Annotated in this window: 19 protein-coding genes; 10 read left to right on the forward strand and 9 right to left on the reverse strand. The window is 66.2% G+C overall.

The genetic code is table 11. The features are described 5' to 3' along the window. Positions 1-167 precede the first annotated feature (167 nt). A complete protein-coding gene (locus tag RBB46_RS20890; protein WP_306030984.1) occupies positions 168-989 on the forward strand; it encodes an aldo/keto reductase in 822 nt (273 codons plus the stop codon). Between the two features lie 131 nt (positions 990-1120). Further along, a complete protein-coding gene (locus RBB46_RS20895) occupies positions 1121-1489 on the forward strand; it encodes a hypothetical protein (RefSeq protein ID WP_306030985.1) in 369 nt (122 codons plus the stop codon). Here the strand turns inward: RBB46_RS20895 and RBB46_RS20900 are convergent. Beyond that, a complete protein-coding gene (locus RBB46_RS20900; RefSeq protein WP_306030986.1) occupies positions 1467-2198 on the reverse strand; it encodes a YafY family protein in 732 nt (243 codons plus the stop codon). The two genes, RBB46_RS20895 and RBB46_RS20900, sit on opposite strands and share 23 nt — an antisense overlap. An 83-nt stretch (positions 2199-2281) precedes the next feature. Here RBB46_RS20900 and RBB46_RS20905 point away from each other — a divergent pair, with 83 nt between their 5' ends. The 6 genes from RBB46_RS20905 to RBB46_RS20930 all read left to right on the forward strand — a co-directional run bounded on the left by RBB46_RS20905 (position 2282) and on the right by RBB46_RS20930 (position 9461). Then, on the forward strand, positions 2282-2878 hold the full coding sequence (locus tag RBB46_RS20905; protein WP_306030987.1) for a hypothetical protein: 597 nt from the start codon (positions 2282-2284) through the stop codon (positions 2876-2878). A gap of 232 nt (positions 2879-3110) precedes the next feature. After that, the gene (locus tag RBB46_RS20910; protein WP_306030988.1) at positions 3111-4901 is read left to right on the forward strand and encodes a methyl-accepting chemotaxis protein; all 1791 of its coding nucleotides are present in this window, start codon (positions 3111-3113) and stop codon (positions 4899-4901) included. 408 nt (positions 4902-5309) lie between these two features. After that, entirely contained in the window at positions 5310-6731 is a 1422-nt protein-coding gene (locus RBB46_RS20915) for a circularly permuted type 2 ATP-grasp protein (RefSeq protein ID WP_306030989.1), read from the forward strand. A gap of 6 nt (positions 6732-6737) precedes the next feature. After that, positions 6738-7685: an alpha-E domain-containing protein gene (locus RBB46_RS20920; RefSeq protein ID WP_306030990.1), complete on the forward strand. Its 948-nt coding sequence runs from the start codon at positions 6738-6740 to the stop codon at positions 7683-7685. A gap of 110 nt (positions 7686-7795) precedes the next feature. Beyond that, positions 7796-8614 carry a transglutaminase family protein gene (locus RBB46_RS20925; RefSeq protein WP_306030991.1) on the forward strand — a complete coding sequence of 273 codons (819 nt, stop codon included), beginning with the start codon at positions 7796-7798 and terminating at the stop codon, positions 8612-8614. Between the two features lie 115 nt (positions 8615-8729). Beyond that, positions 8730-9461: a proteasome-type protease gene (locus tag RBB46_RS20930; protein ID WP_306030992.1), complete on the forward strand. Its 732-nt coding sequence runs from the start codon at positions 8730-8732 to the stop codon at positions 9459-9461. A 12-nt stretch (positions 9462-9473) separates the two neighbouring features. Here RBB46_RS20930 and RBB46_RS20935 read toward each other — a convergent pair whose 3' ends face one another. From RBB46_RS20935 to RBB46_RS20945, 3 genes are read right to left on the reverse strand one after another with little or no spacing between them, the layout of a single operon-like run. Continuing rightward, positions 9474-10163, reverse strand: coding sequence for an ATP-binding cassette domain-containing protein (locus RBB46_RS20935; RefSeq protein ID WP_306030993.1), 690 nt, complete (start codon positions 10161-10163; stop codon positions 9474-9476). A gap of 2 nt (positions 10164-10165) precedes the next feature. After that, positions 10166-11341: an ABC transporter permease DevC gene (gene devC / locus RBB46_RS20940; protein ID WP_306030994.1), complete on the reverse strand. Its 1176-nt coding sequence runs from the start codon at positions 11339-11341 to the stop codon at positions 10166-10168. Then, a complete protein-coding gene (locus RBB46_RS20945; RefSeq protein WP_306030995.1) occupies positions 11338-12639 on the reverse strand; it encodes an HlyD family efflux transporter periplasmic adaptor subunit in 1302 nt (433 codons plus the stop codon). Before RBB46_RS20945 ends, devC begins: the two co-directional genes overlap by 4 nt. Positions 12640-12700: 61 nt before the next feature. Between RBB46_RS20945 and RBB46_RS20950 the strand changes: the two genes are divergently transcribed. After that, positions 12701-13360 carry a TetR/AcrR family transcriptional regulator gene (locus RBB46_RS20950; protein WP_306030996.1) on the forward strand — a complete coding sequence of 220 codons (660 nt, stop codon included), beginning with the start codon at positions 12701-12703 and terminating at the stop codon, positions 13358-13360. Positions 13361-13387: 27 nt separating this feature from the next. Here RBB46_RS20950 and RBB46_RS20955 read toward each other — a convergent pair whose 3' ends face one another. After that, positions 13388-14242, reverse strand: a complete 855-nt coding sequence (locus RBB46_RS20955) for an endonuclease/exonuclease/phosphatase family protein (RefSeq protein ID WP_306030997.1) — start codon at positions 14240-14242, stop codon at positions 13388-13390. A gap of 205 nt (positions 14243-14447) precedes the next feature. Between RBB46_RS20955 and RBB46_RS20960 the strand changes: the two genes are divergently transcribed. Further along, complete coding sequence (locus RBB46_RS20960) at positions 14448-15338, forward strand: hypothetical protein (protein ID WP_306030998.1); 891 nt, start codon at positions 14448-14450, stop codon at positions 15336-15338. A gap of 229 nt (positions 15339-15567) precedes the next feature. On the opposite strand, the gene RBB46_RS20965 is transcribed toward RBB46_RS20960, so the two are convergent. The 4 genes from RBB46_RS20965 to RBB46_RS20980 form a co-directional block, all read right to left on the reverse strand. Beyond that, the gene (locus tag RBB46_RS20965) at positions 15568-16584 is read right to left on the reverse strand and encodes an ATP12 family chaperone protein (protein ID WP_306030999.1); all 1017 of its coding nucleotides are present in this window, start codon (positions 16582-16584) and stop codon (positions 15568-15570) included. Beyond that, positions 16584-17279 carry an HAD-IA family hydrolase gene (locus RBB46_RS20970; RefSeq protein WP_306031042.1) on the reverse strand — a complete coding sequence of 232 codons (696 nt, stop codon included), beginning with the start codon at positions 17277-17279 and terminating at the stop codon, positions 16584-16586. Before RBB46_RS20970 ends, RBB46_RS20965 begins: the two co-directional genes overlap by 1 nt. A gap of 3 nt (positions 17280-17282) precedes the next feature. Continuing rightward, a complete protein-coding gene (locus RBB46_RS20975; protein WP_306031001.1) occupies positions 17283-18293 on the reverse strand; it encodes an RluA family pseudouridine synthase in 1011 nt (336 codons plus the stop codon). A 126-nt stretch (positions 18294-18419) separates the two neighbouring features. Then, positions 18420-19016, reverse strand: coding sequence for a TetR/AcrR family transcriptional regulator (locus tag RBB46_RS20980; protein ID WP_306031002.1), 597 nt, complete (start codon positions 19014-19016; stop codon positions 18420-18422). Positions 19017-19104: the final 88 nt, after the last annotated feature.

Genomic DNA, 19104 nt, shown 5'->3' on the forward strand with positions numbered 1-19104 from the left:
GCACCCGCCGCATGAGCGACAAGGTGCTCTGACGGGACCCGGACAGACCTGAAGACCGGCCCGGCCGGCGCCCGCTCCCCCCTCAAGGCGGGCGCCGGCGCCGGACGGGCCTTTTTCTTGCGCCGCCCCGCGGCTCCCCCAATCACCTCAAAGGGAAGGATCTCCCCATGAAACACCTGATCGTCGGCGGTATCGAGATGCCGGCCCTCGGACTTGGCACGTGGCCGCTCTCCGGCGAGATCTGCCGCGACGTGGTGCGCGCCGCCCTCGAGAGCGGCTGGACCCATGTCGACACGGCGGCCATGTATGACAACGAAAAGGATGTCGGCGCCGGCCTGCGCGCCGCCGGCCAGCCCCGCGACAGCTATTTCCTGACCACCAAGGTCTGGCACGACAGCCTCGCTCCCGAAAAGATGCTGAAGTCGTGCGAGCACAGCCTCGACCGGCTCGGGCTCGACCATCTCGACCTGTTCCTGATCCACTGGCCCAACCCGCGCGTTCCGCTGAAGGAGCAGGTCGAGGCGCTGGTGGAGCTGCGCGAACGCGGCTGGACCCGGGCGATCGGCGTCTCCAACTTCACCGCCGGCATGGTGCGCGAGGCCCAGGATCTCGCCGGCGGACGGCTCGCCGTCAACCAGGTCGAGTACCACCCGTTCCTGTCGCAGGAGACGGTGCGCGGAGCGCTCGAGAATGCCGGCATGGCGCTCACCGCCTATTCGCCGATCGCCAAGGGCCGCGTCACCGAACCCCAGGTGCTGCGCGACATCGGCAAGCGCCACGGCAAGAGCGAAGTACAGGTCGCCCTGCGCTGGCTGGTGCAGCAGGACAATGTCGCCGCGATCCCGAAGACGGCGAACCCCGGCCGGCTTGCCGAGAACGCGGCGATCTTCGATTTCGAGCTGACCGACGATGAAATGGCCGCGATCAGCGGCCTTGCCCGCCCGGACGGGCGCGGCATCGACCCGGACTTCGCCCCCGACTGGGACTGAAACCGGGAACAACCCGACCCGGGGTGATGGCGGCGGCCGGCCAGTTCCGCCATCACCTTGCCGCGAAGGTCCGGCACTCTTCGCCTCCTGCGGCATCCGAAGCGGCAGGACGGCAGCCAGGAGATCCGATCATGCAGGCCATGATGAAGCACAAGCGCGACCGCACTGACAGTTCCCGGGGACACCGTGCCGGCCTCCGGCCGATCGCCGTGGCCCTTGCCGGCCTTGCCCTCGTCGCCGGCTTGCCAAAGCCGACCGAGGCCCAGCGCCCGGATCTGCGCCGGATGAGCTGCGCCCAGGCGCAATCACTGGTGGCGCGGCACGGCGCTATCGTGATGACCACCGGCCGCCACACCTATCAGCGCTTCGTCGCCGGCCCGCGCTTCTGCGACCACTGGGAGGTGGTGCGCCCGGAAGTCCAGCAAACGCGCGACGCTCCGCGCTGTCTTGTCGGCTACATCTGCGAGACGCCGCTGTTCAGTCCCTTCGAGCGCGACTGATCCCCGGAACGCCGGCCTCAGGGACCAGCTCGCGCAGGCTCGCCAGATAGTCCTGAAACCGCCGGCCGCTTTCATGGCGAAAGCGGCCGCCCGTCTCTACCGCTTCCTCGATCCGGTCGAGGCGGAAATTGCGAAACCCGCCCCGGTGCTCGCACCAGGCCGTGAGCAGCCAGACCTCGTCGAACAACGTCAGGCCGAGCGGGCGGACCTGGCGGACGCTCCCCCGCCCTTCCAGGTCCAAATAGCCGAAGCGGACAAGACGCCGCTCCCGGACGGCGCCGCGAAACAGCGGCAGCCACCTGTTGGCGATCTCCTCTCCCGCCTTGCGCCTTGAGACCGCACGCAGCGGCAGATGCTGGAACAGGTTGCCGGCATCGCCGGCGGCGGTTGCCCCGATCTTGCCCGACGCCCGTTCGGCAGCCGCCCGCAGCGAGCTGTCGCCACGCGCCGCGACCAGACGCAAGCCAAGCATGACGGCCTCCAGCTCGTCCGCATCGAAGCGCAGCGGCGGCAGGAAATATCCACGCTCGAGCTGGTAGCCGAGCCCGGCCTCGCCGCGCACCGGCGCACCCATCGCCTGCAGCGTCGCCATGTCGCGATAGATCGTGCGCGGCGAGACGTCAAGCGCGCGCGCCAGCACCTCGGCGGAAACCGGCAATACAGCGCTGCGCAAGTGATCGAGAAGGGCAAAAAGCCGGAAGACCTTCATGGCCCGATCCTAGACCACACCCCTGACAGGAGGTGTCAGCATGGACGGGCTAGATGGCCGCTCCTGCAACCAAGGAGCACCACATGAACGGTCCATGCATGGAAGTCGTCACCTACCGCGTCCACAACCCCGAAACAGCAGACGTCCAGCGGCGCGCCGCCCGCGACCGCGCCGGAAACCTTGCCGGATTTGTCGGATGGCTGCCGCTCAGCGGAGCGCATGACAGGACAGAGCGCGTCGATATCGTCACCTGGGCCAGTCTCGAGGACGCTCGCAACGCGGCGGCCGTTGTCGGGGAGTCTCCGGATTTCGCCGGCTTCCGGGAGAGTATCAGTCGCCTCGACGGCATGGCGCATTTTTCCGCTGAAACCCGCCCTCCGGTCGCGATGGCCGCGGCCGAGGGGATGGAGATAGGCCGTTTCCACCTCAAACCGGGAGTGAGCGAAGACGCCATGCGCAAGGCGCATGAGCGCATGGTCGCGCGTCACCTCTGCCGCCTGCCCGGCTGGCGCGGACAACGCCTTGTCCGGCTTCAGGACGGCAGCTTCCTCGATCTCGCCTTCGCGGACAGCCAGGAAAGCGCGATTCGAATCTGCGACAGCTGGCAGGGCGATCCCGACTGCGCGGCGTTTCTGGCCCTGATCGAACCAGCGGGAATCGAATTCGGTCAGCTGATTTAGAAAAAATGCCGGGCGCGGCGGGCCGCCGCCACACGCCGCGCCCGGTTCCACAAAGCACGGGAGAGCTGCAAGCCCTTGCTTCAGATGAAGAAAAATATTCGGAAGAATTCAAAATCAACCAATAGATGCATATTTCAACTTGGTGATCATCAAAAGTTACGCAAATGGATTCAGGAATTATTTAATCCGCGCAGCGATCATCCGCATAGTTGTCAGGTCTACCGGAGGCAGTATGCGTATCATTACTTACATTATGGCCGGGGGATGCGCGGCGATAGCAACGTCGGCCGCCCTCATCTATGCGCTGAACGAGACACAAGTCGCGACGGACCGGGTCACCGCGGCCATCGAACGCAAGTATAACTCCTACCTTCTTGCAGATGAACTGCGCCAGGGTTCGGACGATCTGACACGACTTGCGCGCACCTATGTGGCGACGGGAGATCCGATCTACGAGCAGCAGTATAACGACATTCTCGCCATCCGCGACGGCAAGAAACCCAAGCCGCAAGACTATCATCGCATCTATTGGGATTTCGTCGCGGCCGGCGACGCCAAGCCGCGCCCCGACGGCGCCGCGGCGGCGCTTCTCGACCAGATGCGGGATCTCGGATTCACCGATGCGGAGTTCGAGCTTCTGAACGAGGCAAAGAACAACTCCGATGGCCTCGTCGCGCTCGAGGTCGAGGCCATGAACTATATCAAGGGCCTCGACAAGAACGGCAAGCCGATCACCGGCAACGATCCTCTCAGGCCGATAAAAATGCTGCACAGCAGCCAGTATCACACGCTCAAGGCCGAGATCATGAAGCCGGTCGACAGGTTCTACCAGCTCATGGAGGCGCGCACGCAAGGCGCGGTCCAGGACGCCGAGGCTTCCCGGAACACTGCCCAGGCAACATTGCTCGCCAGCGTGCTGGCGACGCTTCTGACGCTCGCCGGCATCATTGCCGTCGTCTACCTCAGGGTGCTGCGCTCCATGACCCGGCTCGGCGATGAAATGACGGCGGTGGCCGGTGGCGAGATCGACACCAGCATCCGCGCACTCGGCCGCAAGGACGAGATCGGCGAGATGGCGGTGTCCCTGGAATCCTTCCGCCAGTCGCTGATCGACAAGCGGCAGATGGAGGAACGCCAGTCCGAGGAAGCGGCGGCGATGAAGCAGCGCCTGGCCGAGGAACGCAACCGGATCGCCCGCAGCTTCCAGGAACGCGTTTCCTCGATCTTCAAGGACCTCACGGTCTCGGTACACGACCTGCAGGGCATGTCCAGCTCGCTGAAGCAGTCGGCGCAGGCAACCGACACGGAGTCCCGCAGCTCGCTGGCGGCAACGACGGAAGCCGGCTCGGCCGCGCAGACCGTGGCATCGGCGACAACGGAACTGACCTCGTCACTGGCCGAGATCTCGTCCCGCATCACGGACGTGAAGACGCGGATCGAATCCGCGACAAGCGTCTCGTCGCAGGCGAGCGAGAACATGAACCGTCTCGACAAGATGGCGGACAGCATCGGCACGGTCATCGGGCTCATTCAGGACATCGCCGAGCAGACCAACCTTCTGGCCCTCAACGCCACCATCGAGGCGGCGCGGGCCGGAGAGTCCGGCAAGGGCTTCGCCGTCGTCGCCGCCGAGGTCAAGACGCTCGCCAACCAGACGGCGCGCGCCACCGAGGACATCCGCAGCCAGATCGAGGCCATCCAGACCTCCACCTCCAGCTCGGTCACCTCGATCAACTCGATCAACGGCATCATGCTCGAGATCCAGGGCTTCATCGACGACCTGGCCTATTCGGTCCGCCAGCAGGAGGAAGCGACGGGAGAGATCGCCCAGGCGGCGCAGGTGTCGACCAACAACACCGAAACCCTGACCCTGTCCGTCAACAAGGTCGGCGAGATGACCCAGGACAACAGCCATCTTGCCGACCAGTTGCAGGAGGAGTCCAAGACGCTGAACGAGCGGGCGGAACAGCTGCAGACCGCAATCGACGGCTTCGTCTCGGAGGCCGCCGGCAAGGCAGCCTGAGCCGGCCGGTCACGATCCAGAAAACAGGGGCGGCTTCCTTCGCGAAGCCGCCCCTTTTTCGTTCCGAGCAAGGCTTCCGGCGGGACATCCTCCCCGACACGTCCGGCAGCCCTCGCCATTCGCCACATTTGACGCGGACCGCCAACCCGTTAAGCTCAGGTCGGAAAGATCAAGCTGTTCAGGCTCCCCGCGCGAGGTGAAAACCTGGACAGGTACTGGCGCAATTTCGGACTTGGAGGGGGCACCCGCACTTGCAAACATGACCCATGCGGACGAACGGCACGGTGACAACCGCGTCACCGTCCCGGTTCAACCGCTCCGGCAGGCGCACGACGCTGCGGAACCGGTTCAAGCGGCTTGAAAAGCGGCAGAACACAACAAGAGCAACGACGAGGGGATCGAGGCAGCATGGGGGAGAACGAATTTTTCAACGAGATGCTGACCGCCGAGGGCAATCCGCGCGCGCCCTACCGCCGCCTTGCCGAGTGGTTCGGCAAGATGTCGCCGGCGGAGATGCGCAAGAAGTCCCGCGAGGCGGAGACGATCTTTCGCAGGCTGGGCATCACCTTCGCCGTCTACGGCACGTCGGCGGCGACCGAGCGCCTGATCCCCTTCGACATCGTCCCGCGGGTCATCTCGGCCGCCGAATGGCGCCGCCTGTCCGCCGGCATCGACCAGCGGGTGCGCGCGCTCAACGCTTTCCTGCATGACATCTACCACCGCCAGGAGATCATCCGGGCCGGCCGCATTCCCGCCGACCTGATCGTCCAGAACGAGGCGTTCCTGCCCGAGATGATCGGCTTCGCCCCGGCGCGCCGGGTCTATGCCCATATTATAGGCACTGACCTTGTGCGGGTCGGCGAGAACGACTTCTACGTGCTGGAGGACAACACCCGCACGCCCTCCGGCGTCTCCTACATGCTGGAGAACCGGGAAACGATGATGCGGATGTTCCCCGAGCTCTTCCAGCAGAACCGGGTGGCGCCGATCGACCAATATCCCGACCTGCTGCACGAAACGCTGGAGAGCGTTGCCCCGAAGAACTGCGAGGGCGACCCGACCATCTGCGTGCTGACGCCCGGCATCTTCAACTCCGCCTATTTCGAGCACGCGTTCCTGGCCGACAGCATGGGCGTGGAACTGTGCGAGGCGCGCGATCTCTATGTCGAGGACGGCAAGGTGTGGATGCGCACCACCCGCTCGCCGCAGCAGGTGCACGTGATCTACCGGCGCATCGACGATGCCTTCCTCGACCCCCTCACCTTCCGCCCCGACAGCATGCTCGGCGTGCCGGGCCTGTTCGACGCCTATCGCTCGGGCAACGTCACGATCTGCAACGCGCCGGGCACCGGCATTGCCGACGACAAGGCGATCTATGCCTATGTCCCGGATATCATCGAGTTCTACACCGGCCAGAAGCCGATCCTGAAGAACGTGCCGACCTGGAACTGCTCGCGCGAGGACGATCTGGCCTATGTACTCGACAAGCTGCCGGAACTGGTGGTCAAGGAGGTGCACGGTTCGGGCGGCTACGGCATGCTGATCGGCCCGACCGCCTCCAAGCGCGAGATCTCCGAATTCTCCAAGCGCCTGAAGGCCAACCCCACCAACTACATCGCCCAGCCGACCCTGTCGCTCTCGGCCTGCCCCACCCATGTCGCCTCGGGGCTTGCCCCGCGCCATGTCGACCTCAGGCCCTATGTGCTGGTCGGCGACAAGGTGCGCATCACCCCTGGCGGACTGACCCGCGTGGCACTGAAGAAAGGCTCCCTGGTGGTCAATTCCAGCCAGGGTGGCGGCACCAAGGACACCTGGGTTCTGGAGGACTGACACGACATGCTCGGCCGCACCGCCGCTTCGCTATTCTGGACGTCGCGCTACAACGAGCGCGCAGAGAACATGGCCCGCCTGCTCGAGGTCGGCTATCGCATCGCCATGACCCCGCGCCTTGGCCAGGACACGGCCGACGACTGGCGCTCGACGCTGACCAGCGCCGGCTGCGATACCGCCTTCTTCGACAAGTATGACGAGCTGACCAAACGTGCCGTCGTCTCGCACATGCTGTTCGACGCCGACAATCCCTCCTCGGTGCGCTCCTGCATCGAGGCGGCGCGCAACAACGCCCGTTCGGTCAGGACCGCCATTACCGGGGAGATGTGGGAAAGCCTGAACACGACCTATATCGAGTTCATGGAGGTGCGCCCGCAGCACATGACCGACGACAAGCTGCCGGGCTTCCTTTCCTGGATCAAGCAGCGTTCGATGCTGTTTCGCGGCGCCATGCTCGGCACCTTGATGCGCGACGAGGGCTATCACTTCTCGCAATTCGGCTGCTTCATCGAGCGTGCCGACAACACGGCGCGCATTCTCGACGTGAAATACTGGATCCTGCTGCCCGACAACGAGGTCGTCGGTGGCGATCTCGACCGCTACCAGTGGTCGACAATCCTGCGCTCGGTTTCGGCGCATCGCAGCTATCGCCATGCCTATCGTGACGCGCAGGTGCGCCCCTTCAACGTCGCCGAGTTCCTGATCCTGCGGAAGGAAATGCCGCGCTCGCTCGCCTACTGCTACGACTGGATCAACGAGAGCCTGAGCGAACTGACCTTGCGTTACGGCGAAAGGCCGATGAGCTGCGACATGGCGCAAGGCACGCATGACCTGCTGGAGGCCGGCACCATGCACCAGATCTTCGTCAGCGGGCTGCACGAGTTCCTGTCCGACATGATCGCCCGCAACAACGCGCTTGGCGCGCAGCTCGCCGCCGACTACCACTTTGCCTGAGGCCGCCGGGCCGCCACACAGCGTTCCCCGCCACGGAGGAACGCGCCAGCGAGAAGCCGGACGCCCGCCGGGCGAAGCCGGACGCCAAGACCGAGGGAGACTCACGCGCAATGCGCCTGAACATCAAGCATGTCACGCGCTACAGCTACGACCATCCGCTTGCCCACATGGTCCAGCAGCTCCGCCTGACGCCGCCGGCAAGCGCGGGACAGAAGATCCTGTCCTGGCGGATCGACGTGCCGGGCTACGAGACCTCGGCGCATTACAAGGACGCCTTCGGCAACAAGGTCGATGTGGTCAGCCATCGCGATCCGGTGAGCGAGCTGAGCGTTACCGTCGAGGGTGTGGTGGAAACCGAGGACCGCGCCGGCATCGTCGGCGCAACGCCCGGCCCGCCCGATGCCGTTTTTCTCCGCTTCACACCGCTGACAAAGGCCAATCCGGCAATCCGCCGGTTGGGTGCCCTGGCCGAGCGCGCCGATGACGAGGCCGTTTCCGGCTTTCACGACCTGATGCAGGCGATCCGCGAAAAGGTCGCCTACCGCACCGGCGTGACGGAGGTCCATACGTCGGCCGTCGACGCGATCAACACCGGCGAAGGGGTGTGCCAGGATCACGCCCATATCTTCATCGCCGCCGCCCGCTCGATCGGCATCCCCGCCCGCTATGTCTCCGGCTACATGCTGCTGGAGGATGCACAGGATTCCGAAGCGCACCACGCCTGGGCGGAGGTGCTGCTGCCGACACTCGGCTGGGTCGGCTTCGACGTGTCCAACGGCGTTTGCCCGACCGACCGCTACATCCGCCTGACCAGCGGGCTCGATTCCCGCTCCGCCGCGCCGATCCGCGGCATTCGCATAGGCGGGTCCGGCGAAAACATGGATGTCGAGGTGGCGGTTTCCCGGGAATCGCAGCAAAGTCAGCAATGACAGGCATTGCCCGCAGGCAAGCGAACCTGTCAAATCACACGGGTCCGGCACTTGCGCGAATCGCCAAGGCACGCCGGACAGGATTGCGTCCTCCCCGTTCGGAGACTGACTGGTCATGACCTATTGCGTCGGTCTGAAGCTCGACCGCGGCCTCGTGATGGCCGCGGACACGCGCACAAATGCCGGCTTCGACAATGTCGCCACCTTCAAGAAGCTGCATGTCTGGGAAAAGCCCGGCGAGAGGGTGCTGTGCCTGATGTCGGCCGGCAACCTTGCCGTCACCCAGTCGGTCGTCAGCCTGCTGACGGAACGGCTGCACGGCGACGAGCCCGGCCGCGCGACGCTGCACAGCGTCGAGACGATGTTCCAGGCCGCCCGCATCGTCGGCAGCGCCGTGCGCGACGTGCGGGCCATCGACGGCGACGCGCTTGCGGCCAATTCCGAGAATTTCAGCGTCACCATGCTGCTTGGAGGCCAGATCAAGGGCGAGGCACCGCGCCTGTTCCAGATCTATTCCGCCGGCAATTTCATCGAGGCATCCGCCGACACGCCCTTCCTGCAGATCGGCGAACACAAGTACGGCAAACCGATCCTCGACCGGGTGACCCAGGCGGACATGCGCCTCGGCCAGGCGGCCAAGCTGGTGCTGCTGTCGTTCAACTCGACCCTGCGCTCGAACCTTTCCGTCGGCATGCCCATCGACATGCTGCTCTACAACACGGACAGTTTCTCCGCCCACCGGCAGACCCGGATCGGCGAGGACGATGCCTATTTCGCGGACCTGTCGCGGATGTGGTCGGAAAAGCTGCGCGACGCGGTCGCCGAGATCCCCGACTTCGAGATCTGAACGCGGCCGCCGTCACCCCTCGACGATGCGCCCGTCCTCCATCCGCACGATGCGGTCGGCAAGATCGAGGATGCGGTTGTCATGGGTGACCATCAGCGTCGTCGTGCCACGCTCGCGGCCGAGCCGGCGCAGCATCTCCACAACCGCAAAGCCGCTTTCCTTGTCGAGCGCTGCCGTCGGCTCGTCGGCAAGCACCACCGGCGGATTGCCGACGAGCGCCCGGGCGACGGCGACGCGCTGCTTCTGCCCGCCCGACAGGTTGCCGGGCAGGTAATCGACCCGCTCCGAGAGGCCGACGAGACCCAGCACATGACGTGCCGCCTCGCGCCAGTCGCCGGAAACCCGCGCGCCATGCACCTCCAGCCCCATGCGCACGTTCTGCAGCGCGGTAAGGCTCTCATGCAGGTTGTGTGCCTGGAAGATGAAGCCCAGATCGCGCCGGCACTGGACGAGTTCGGCTTCCGACGCGCCGTTGAGCTCATGCCCGAGCAGGTCGACCGAGCCCGCCTCCACCCGGCGCAGGCAGCCGATCAGCGTCAGCAAGGTGGTCTTTCCCGAGCCGGACGCCCCCATCAGGACAACGAGCTGGCCGCGGCGGATTTCCAGGTCGATATCGAAGAGCACCTGCTTGCGCGCCTCCCCTTCACCGAACCAGTGATCGAGACCGGCAACGCGAATGGCAGTGTCGGGATCCTCCTGCATGGTCAGAACAGCTCGGCCGGATTGGCACGCGCCAGGCGGCGGGTGGCAACGGCCCCCGACACCGCGCACATCGCGAGCGTGCCGAGGAAGACGAAGACCGGGCGGGTGGCCGGCATGAAGATCGGCAGGCCGGTGCCGGCAGCGACCACCGCATAGAGACCGAGCGCCAGAAGGACACCGGGAACGAAGCCGAACAGCGCCAGGACGAAGGCCTCCTCGAAGACGATGCCAAGGAAGAAGCGCTGCGGATAGCCCATCGCCTTGAAGGTTGCATATTCACGGATGTGGTCGGCAACGTCGGTGGATAGCACCTGGTAGACGATGATCACACCGACCAGCACGCCGATGACGACGCCAAAGCCGAAAACGACGCCGACCGGCTTTTGTGTCGTCTGGAAGCGCTGGTCGCGGGTTGCCGCCTCCCCGATCGTCCACACCGCGCTGTCGGAAGCCGGAAGACGCGCCCGCAGGTCCGCGATGACGGCCGCGCTTGCGGCCTCGGGCGCCAGCCGCACCAGAACATAGTTCGGCGCACCGGGAAGCCGCGCCGGAAACAGGCGCAGGAAGGTCTGGTCGGAGACGATGAGATAGCCATCGGCGGAAAATCCGCCGCCGACGGAGAAGGTGCCGGTGACGGTCAGCTCGCGCCCCTTCGTCTCGAAACGGTAGGGTTCGCCCGCCTCGATGGCCTCGAACAGGCCGGGCGGCGCGTTGCGCGTCTTGCGGTCGATCAGGGCCACGTCCGGCAGCATAAGGGTCTCGCTCGCCCGTGCCAGCGCCGGCTCGTCGAAGGCAGCGCCCTGCGGATCGACCCCGAACACGTCCATGACACGGATCGTGCCGTCCGGCTGCTTCCAGTCGATCCGGCCGTAATAGAAGCTTGTCGCCGAGGCGACGCCTTCAACGGCGAGCGCCTGGTAGAGGCGGTTGCGCGGCAGCGGCGACCCGTCGAACAGGGTGTTGGCGTCCGAGGCCGAGATGAGAATGTCGGCGTTGAGGATCGTATAGGGCAGACGGATGCTCTCGATCAGGGCGCCGAGAAAGCCGAGCTGCATGAAGATCAGCACATTGGCAAAGGCAACGCCGGACAGCGCCGCCGCCAGCCTCCCCTTGTTGTGGACGAGTTGCAGCCAGCCGATCGGCAGGCGACCCAACAGCCGGGTCAGAAGCGCGGTCATCGCGTCCCGCTCCCCTCATCCGGCGCGTCGCCACCCGTTTCGCCGCCCGTTTCGATCCTTGCGGTGACCTGCAGGTTGGTCAGCCGGCGCACGCGGGAAACGGCTTGCGGGTCGATCGCCACATGGACCTTCACCACGCGCGCATCGGTGCGCGCGGCGGGATCGGCGCCCGTTGCCGTCTGCCGGCCGACATCCCAGCCGATCCGTTCAACCCGGCCGGGGATCGTGCCTGTGAACGCTTCCGAGGTGATTTCCACCTGGTTCCCGATCTCCACCGCGCCAATCCGCGACTGGTAGACCTCGATCTCGGCGACCATCCGGTCGACCTCGCCCATGTCGAGAACGCCGTCCGTGCCCGGCCGCTCGCCGGGGCGCACATGGATGTCGAGGACGACGCCGTCCATCGGTGCCCGCACGACGGATTTCGCAAGATCGCCGCGCGTCACCGCAAGTGTTGCCCGGGCAGCATCCAGGTTGCTGCGCGCAACGGCAATATCCGCCTGCTCGTCCGGATCCTCGGCCGCATAGCGCGAGAGCGTGGCGCGGGCGCTTTCCACCGCCCGCCGGGCCGCGTCGCGTTCCGCCGCCCGCTCGTCATGAGTGGCACGGGTGACGTGGCCGCGCGCCAGCAGTTCCTCGGCGCGCGCGAATTCGCGCTGCGCAGTGGCAGCGGCGACCAGCGCGCGGTCGAGGGCTGCCCGGGATTCGGAAAGGCTGGCAGCCACCGACACCCGCCGCTGCACCAGTTCCGCCTCACGCTGGCGGACGGCTGCCTCGGCGGAGAGAACCGCCCCCTCGAGCTGCGGCCGGTTGTCGAGTTCCGCAAGAAGATCACCTTCCGCGACACGGTCGCCTTCCGCCACCATCAGCTTCGCCATGCGGGCATCGCCCGCACCGAACGGCGGCGCCACGGTGACGACAAACCCGTCCGGCAGCAGTCGGCCGAGCCCGTAGACGGCCTCCGGCCCGGCATCATCGGCCACGGCACCGGTTCCGGCCGGAGCGGACTGTGCCGCCGGGCGGAAATCACTCATCGGCCAGGGCACGAGGCCGCGTTCCTGAAGCAGGACACCGGCGGTCACGCCCACGGCAAGAAGGACAAGGCCGAGCGCAAGGCTACGCAGGCCGGCGCGGATCGTCCATAGTCGGCCGCGGGCCGCAGCCGCGCCGGGCGACTCGCGCCGGACGACCCTGAGCGGCAGGGCGGCCGTCTCCCCGGTCGATACCGGTGCGGCGGGTTCGTCCGATTTCGCCACCGCCGCGGCGGGCGCGGGTTCGGGCCTGGGGATTGATGACATGACACGATCCTGTTAATGACTCGAAAGTCATTAACAGGCGACGCAGGGACATGCAAGGACGATGACGGAAAGCGATACCGCTCCGCCAACACCGCCGCGCAGACGGCGGCGCAAGGAGGCCCGTCCGGGCGAGATCATCGATGCGGGGCTGGCGGAATTCGCCGAGAACGGCTTCGCGGCGACGCGGCTGGAGGACGTGGCCAGGCGTGCCGGCATCGCCAAGGGCACGATCTATCGCTATTTCGCCAGCAAGGAAGACCTGTTCGAGGCGGCGCTCTCCTCGCGCCTGACGCCGTTCTTCGACGACGTCACGGGAATGGTCGATGCCTTCCCCGGCTCAACGGAAGATCTCGTGCGCGCCATGTTGCCACGCATCTATGCGGCGCTGTTCGAAGGAGGTCTGCATGTGATGATGCGCATCATCATCACAGAAGGAGGCCGCTTTCCTGCAATCGCCGAACTCTATCACCGCTGCGTCATCGCCCGCGGCCGCGAGATGATCTCGGCGCTGGTGGCACGCGGCGTGCGGCGCGGTGAAGTCCGCGAAAGCGCGCTCACCGACCTGCCGATGGTGATCGTCGCGCCGGCGGTGATGACCATCGTCTGGAAGATGACCTTCGACCGTTTCGACCCGGTCGAGACGGAACGTTTCCTCGCCGCCCATGTCGACCTGGTGCTGCATGGTCTCCTGGCGAAAGGACCCGGCCCCGCAGTGGAGTGAGACAGCCCGGCGGCGAAGACGACCGCGTCAGGCCATCTGCTCGTCCCAGTCCATCTCGTCGGCCTTGTCATAACCATCGACGTTCCAGACGACATCGTACTGGATCGGCGCGTGGTCGTTCTCCTCCCAACCGTTGTAGTCCGCGTCGGGCGGGTCGGGTCTGCAAAGGACCGTGCCCTCATCGTGCCAGATGTAATCGAGAACCGCCTCCCGGTAGCGGCCGCCACGGGACTTGTGCGTGGCCTCGAGGCCGGGCGGTCTCCTCTCCCAGTAGCGGTTCGCCAGCTCACGCGCGGCGCCCTCGGGAAATTCACTGTAGGGGATGTTCATGTCGCCGATCAGCACTGCTCGCGTCGGCAGCTCGTCAAGAAAGTAGCACGCCCCGAGGATCTCCTGCTGTGCAAGATCCCGCCGCGCCGCCTTGGCATGAAGGCCGCCGACAGCCAGCGTCTGACCCTGCAGGATGATCATCGGCCGCACCCAGTCCGGCTCCCAAAAGAACCGGACCCGGGAGCCAAGCCCGGCCAGTTGCGGGATGCTGTTGTTCCAGATAACCGCGAAATTGCACGGGCTGACCCGGCCGCCATTGCCTTCCGACCAGTGGAAGGCGCCCTGCATATCGAATTGCAGAAGACCGATCCGGCGGCTTAGACGGTTTGCCAGGGCGCGGGCGAACCTGTCGCCCCCGTCACGCCGCTGAGCGACCTCGGCAAGGATGAGAATGTCGAAACGCGAGGAGGCGAACCATCTCTCTATCCAGCGCATGACGAAGCTGCTGCGACGCAGCATCTGGCTCTCGAACGCCGCCTGCCCTTCTGCCGGGAGCGCGTTGTGCTTTTCGATGTTCCAGAAACCGACGGTCAGGTAATCCCGGCCCCGCATGCACGATCCCTCCGAAAGGAACAGGAAGCGACCGGCGACGGAACTCCGGCGGCGGCACCGGGTCGCGAGCGCCGCTCGCGCGATCCGCCGAGGAAAACACCCGCACCCCTGAATTGCAAGATTGGTTTCTGCAGTTTTTGATATTGAACGGCACCGCACCCCTTGATAGCGTTTCGGCTCGTCACATCCACAAGGTGCAATCCTCATGAACGATCTCTACGCAAGGGCACTGACCGGTCGTCTCTATGCGACCGAAACGGACACGACCGTGACCATCCAGGTCTACAACAAGCTGCCCGTGAGGATCGCGCTCTACAACACGACCCCCTCGGGCATCCGCGTGCTTCTCGGCCATATCGAGCCGAGCTCAAACGCCTCCGTGGGCGGAACGGACGGCGACTATCTGGTGATCTCCTCGGCGCTGAGCGGCAGCTTCATCAGCGCCTATGCGCTGACGACGAGCGAGACCAGCTACACGGTCGACAACTCCGTCCTGACCGAGCCGAACGACATCGGCTCGATCCCCCAGCCGACCTCCGATGTCCTGGTCCCGGTCAACTCGCCTCTGGTGATGGTCGCGATCTCCACCGTCACGCCGGCGAATGCGAGCTCCGACAACTACATCACCCGCGAGCAGTACTGGAACCTGCAGGGCGACAGCTACAGCCTGAGCGTCGGCGAGAGCCGGACCGTGAGCTACACGATCGTCTCCGGCCGCCAGACGACCTCCTCGACCGAAGACACGGTCGGGGCCTCCGTCGGCGTCGACGCCCATGCCGGCTGGGGACCGATCTCGGCCGGCATCTCCGCCAGCCTCAACGCCGAATCGACCACTTTCCAGCAGGTCTCCGTCAACGAGCAGACCACCTCCTACGTGTCCGACACGGTGACCAATTCCGGCGCCGACGACATGGTGGTGCTGCGCTGGCAGATGACGGACGTGATCACCGTGTTCTCGCCGAGCTACCAGCCGCTGGCCTCGATCGTCAGCGGGCTGAACCCGATCATCGTCAAGTCCTACAATATCTCCAGCCTGCTTTCCGCCGAGGTCCGCCCGGCGCTCGTCGAGCGCGAGACCCCGGTCAGCATGTGGTGAAGGACCGCCGCAGGGCCGACCCCGCCCTGCGGCTCACCCGGTCGCTGCTCCATTTCCTCCAGCAAGGACTACATCCATGAGCTGTTGCGATTCCAGCCTCGTCAAGATCATCAATAATTCCGGCACCGACTTCACCGTCACCGCCTCGGACGGCGTCGTCGGCAACCTGCACGACCTCGACAAGGGCACCGACATTCCCGATCAGTCCAATTCCTCGGGATACGCCTTTTCAAGCGACGGCACCGACGGCAACTGCTCCGGCTACGTGACCGTCACGACCGCCAACGGCAGCTATGCGCTGACGCTCAACTATGCCTTCACCGCATCGAACAATTTCGGCGCCTGCCCCTGCACGGCAGCCTCGCAGGATCAGGTACAGACCGGAAACTATGTCGCCACTGCCGTGGCAACGACCGGCTCGGACGACGGAACCGCCAGCACCGTGTGGACCATCGTCAGCCAGCTCACCTGAGCGTTCGTGGCGCGGAAACCGCGTCCCGCAAGGCAAGACGGCCCGCCGCAACTCCCTGACGCGCGTGGCTTCCGGATCGGTGCCCCACAGGCGGATGTTCCAGTCCTCGTCGACGAAAGCGGCTGCCCATGCCTCGTCCGGCGTAAGCCGGCCATCGGCAAGCGCCAGTCCGATCAGCGCCGAACCGGCCAGCGTCATGGCGACATGCAGCCCCGTCAGGCGCAGCGCCGGGAGCGGCCGCAGGGATTCGCGGATACGCGCGATCAGGCCTGCGTCCTGGGTGACCGGCATGATCCCCTCGGCCAGGAGGAAGCGCCCGCCATAGCGTGCCTCGGCCCAGGCGATCACCGGACCCCAATGGGCCTCCTGGAGTTCCACCAGTTCCTGCGGGCTTTCCGCCCGGTAGACGACGAGGTCGTTGCCGGCATAGGCAGCGACATCGCCGGCAACCTCGTCGGCGCGCGCCGGAACCGCATCGATCGCCACATTGGCGATGCGGGTCAGCGGCATGGTCTGCGGGTCGATCTCCGTGCCCTGGACCCGCCATTCCTGCGCGACGATCTCCGCCAGCTCCACCTCGGCGAGCACCAGCGGCTTGCGCCTCGCCGTCTTCACCGGGCGTCCGTCGAGAAGGACGGCATGGCCACCCTCCTGCGCGCCAAGCGTCACGTCCTTGTAGAAGCGCTTGGGCAACGCACGCCGCGACAGGGCCCGCGTCCGCTCGACCGGATCGACCGGACCGCCCGCCTCCAGCTCGCTCAACAGATCGCGCATCAGACCGCCTCCCGTCCCGCAACCGCCTCACGCCAGCCAAGCGTCTCGCCCAGCGCCGGCAGGAGCATGTCGAACCCGTCGATGATCCGCGCGGGCGCAGCCTGTGCCAGCCGCTCGCGCGGGTGATAGCCCCAGGTGACGCCGATGCCGGCAACCCCGGCGGCACGCGCCATCTCCATGTCGAAACCGGTGTCGCCGATCATGACGGTGCGCGCCGGGTCAGCGCCGGTCTCTTCCATCGCCTGCAGGATCATGCCCGGATGCGGCTTGGACGGCGCCTTGTCGGCGGTCTGGATGGTTACAAAGCGCCCTTCCAGCCCGTGCGCCTCCTGCATGTGGAGTACGCCGCGCATCGCCTTGCCGGTGGCAACGCCGAGGAGAACGTCCTCGCGCGCCGACAACGCGTCAAGCGCGGCAAGCGCGCCGGGATAGAGCGGGTCGTGGTCGAGACCGGCAAGCCGGCGGGCAACCTTGGCCTCCCGGTAGGCATCGGCCATCGCCGGCACCAAGTGGTGATGTTCGCGCGCCGTCAGCTGCGCGAAGGCCACCTCGAGCGACAACCCGACGATGGAGAGCGCCGTGGCACGTTCGGGAGCCGGCAGGCCGACAGCGGCAAAGCCGACGCCGAGCCCGTGCAGGATGGTCTCCTGGCTGTCGACCAGGGTTCCGTCGCAATCGAAGATGACCAGGTACAGGGCCTACTCCTCCGGGTCGTTGATGTCGGGGTCGTACTGGCGGGCATCGAAACCGAGCAGGTTCCAGCTCTGCTGCATATGGGCCGGCAGCGGCGCGGAAACGTCGATCACGCCGCGTCCCGAAGGGTGCGGAATGACGATGCGCCGGGCATGCAGATGCAGCTTGTTCTGGAGCCCGCCGGGAAACTCCCAGTTCTCGACGTTGAAATATTTCGGGTCGCCGACGATCGGGTGATGGATATAGGCCATGTGAGCGCGCAGCTGGTGGGTTCGCCCGGTGATCGGCCGGAGCGACACCCACGAGACCTTCGGCCCGGCGTTCTCCACCACCGAATAGAGCGAGACGGAATGCTGGGCGTCGTCCTCGCCGTGCCTGGCGACACGCATGCGCTCCTCGCCCTCGTCGCGGGCGAGATAGGTGGAGATGCGCCCCTGCCGGGGCTTGGGCACATGGGCGACGAGCGCCCAGTAGATCTTGCGGGTCTGGCGGGCGCGGAAGGACTTGGCCATTTCCGAGGCCGCCTTGCGGGTCTTGGCAAGCAGCAGGATGCCGGAGGTCTCGCGGTCGAGCCGGTGCACAAGGCGCGGCTTCTCGCCCTTCTGGTCGCGGAACGCCTCGAGCATGCCGTCGAGATGACGGGTCAGGCCGGAACCGCCCTGCACGGCGAGACCGGCGGACTTGTTCAGCACCATCACCTCGCGATCCTCGTAGAGGATCATCGCCTCTACGGCCTCGCGATCGCCGGCGACAAGCTTGCGCGGCTTGGGCTTGGCGTTGGCGTTGTCCTTCGCCGTGACATGCGCGTCGACCGTCAGCGGCGGAATGCGCACGACCTGGCCGTCGACGACGCGGGTCGAGGTTTCCGCCCGCTTGCCGTCGACACGCACCTGCCCGGTGCGCAGCAGTTTCTGCAAGTGCCCGTGGCCCAGCCCGGGAAAATGGGTCTTGAACCAGCGGTCGAGCCGCATGCCGGCCTCGTCGGAGGTGACGGTCTTCTGTTCGATGCCGGCCATGGCTGTCCTTGTACCTGGGGCGCGCGCGCAGGCCCTTGCCTCCCGGCCCGGCGCATCTCGCGCCCTACCTAATCCGCGCGGGCCTCAAGGGCAAGCGCGGCGCGCGGCGGAACCGGCCAGACGGGCTCACGCCCGCTCCGCACGCAGCCCCTCGGCCATCGCCTGAAACGCTTCGACCGCCCTTGGGAGAGCGGAACGCGGGTCCTCGCTCGCCGCCACCCACAATGCCGCGTTGAGCGCCGCGCCGCTCAGGAGCCGCGCGGCCGCGTCGACATCGACGGGTCTCATCACCCCTTCCGCGATCAGCCGCGCCACCGCCTGCCGGGTTGCCTGCAGGCAGGCGTTCTGGCTCGGCCATTGCGAGGGGTCGCCGAGAAAGGCCGGGCCGTCGAGCAGCACGATGCGCTGCACTTCCGGATCGAGCGCCATCTCGATATAGGCCGCCCCTTCCGCCATCAACCCGTCCCAGCCCTCGCCCGTCGCGGCTCCGCGTGCCCTGGCACCGGCCGCCATCTCGCCGTCCACTTCCGCAACGACGGCAGCAAGCAGGCCCTTCTTGTCGCCGAAATTGTGATAGAGCGCGCCGCGCGTCAGGCCGGCATCGGCGGTGAGTTCGTCCATCGAGGCAGCGGCAAAGCCCTGCTCGGCGAAGGCCCGGCGCGCCGCCGCGATCAGCTTCGCGCGGTTCTCCTGCATCGTCTCCTTGCGGCTCTTTGCAGCCATGGCACACCCCGTTTCGCATACGCTGCGTATATGAAATTGACATACGCACCGTATATGGATATTACATACGCCACGTATATCAAATCTG

Origin of the sequence: Stappia sp. MMSF_3263 (assembly GCF_030733745.1) — a bacterium.
Taxonomy (GTDB): domain Bacteria; phylum Pseudomonadota; class Alphaproteobacteria; order Rhizobiales; family Stappiaceae; genus Stappia.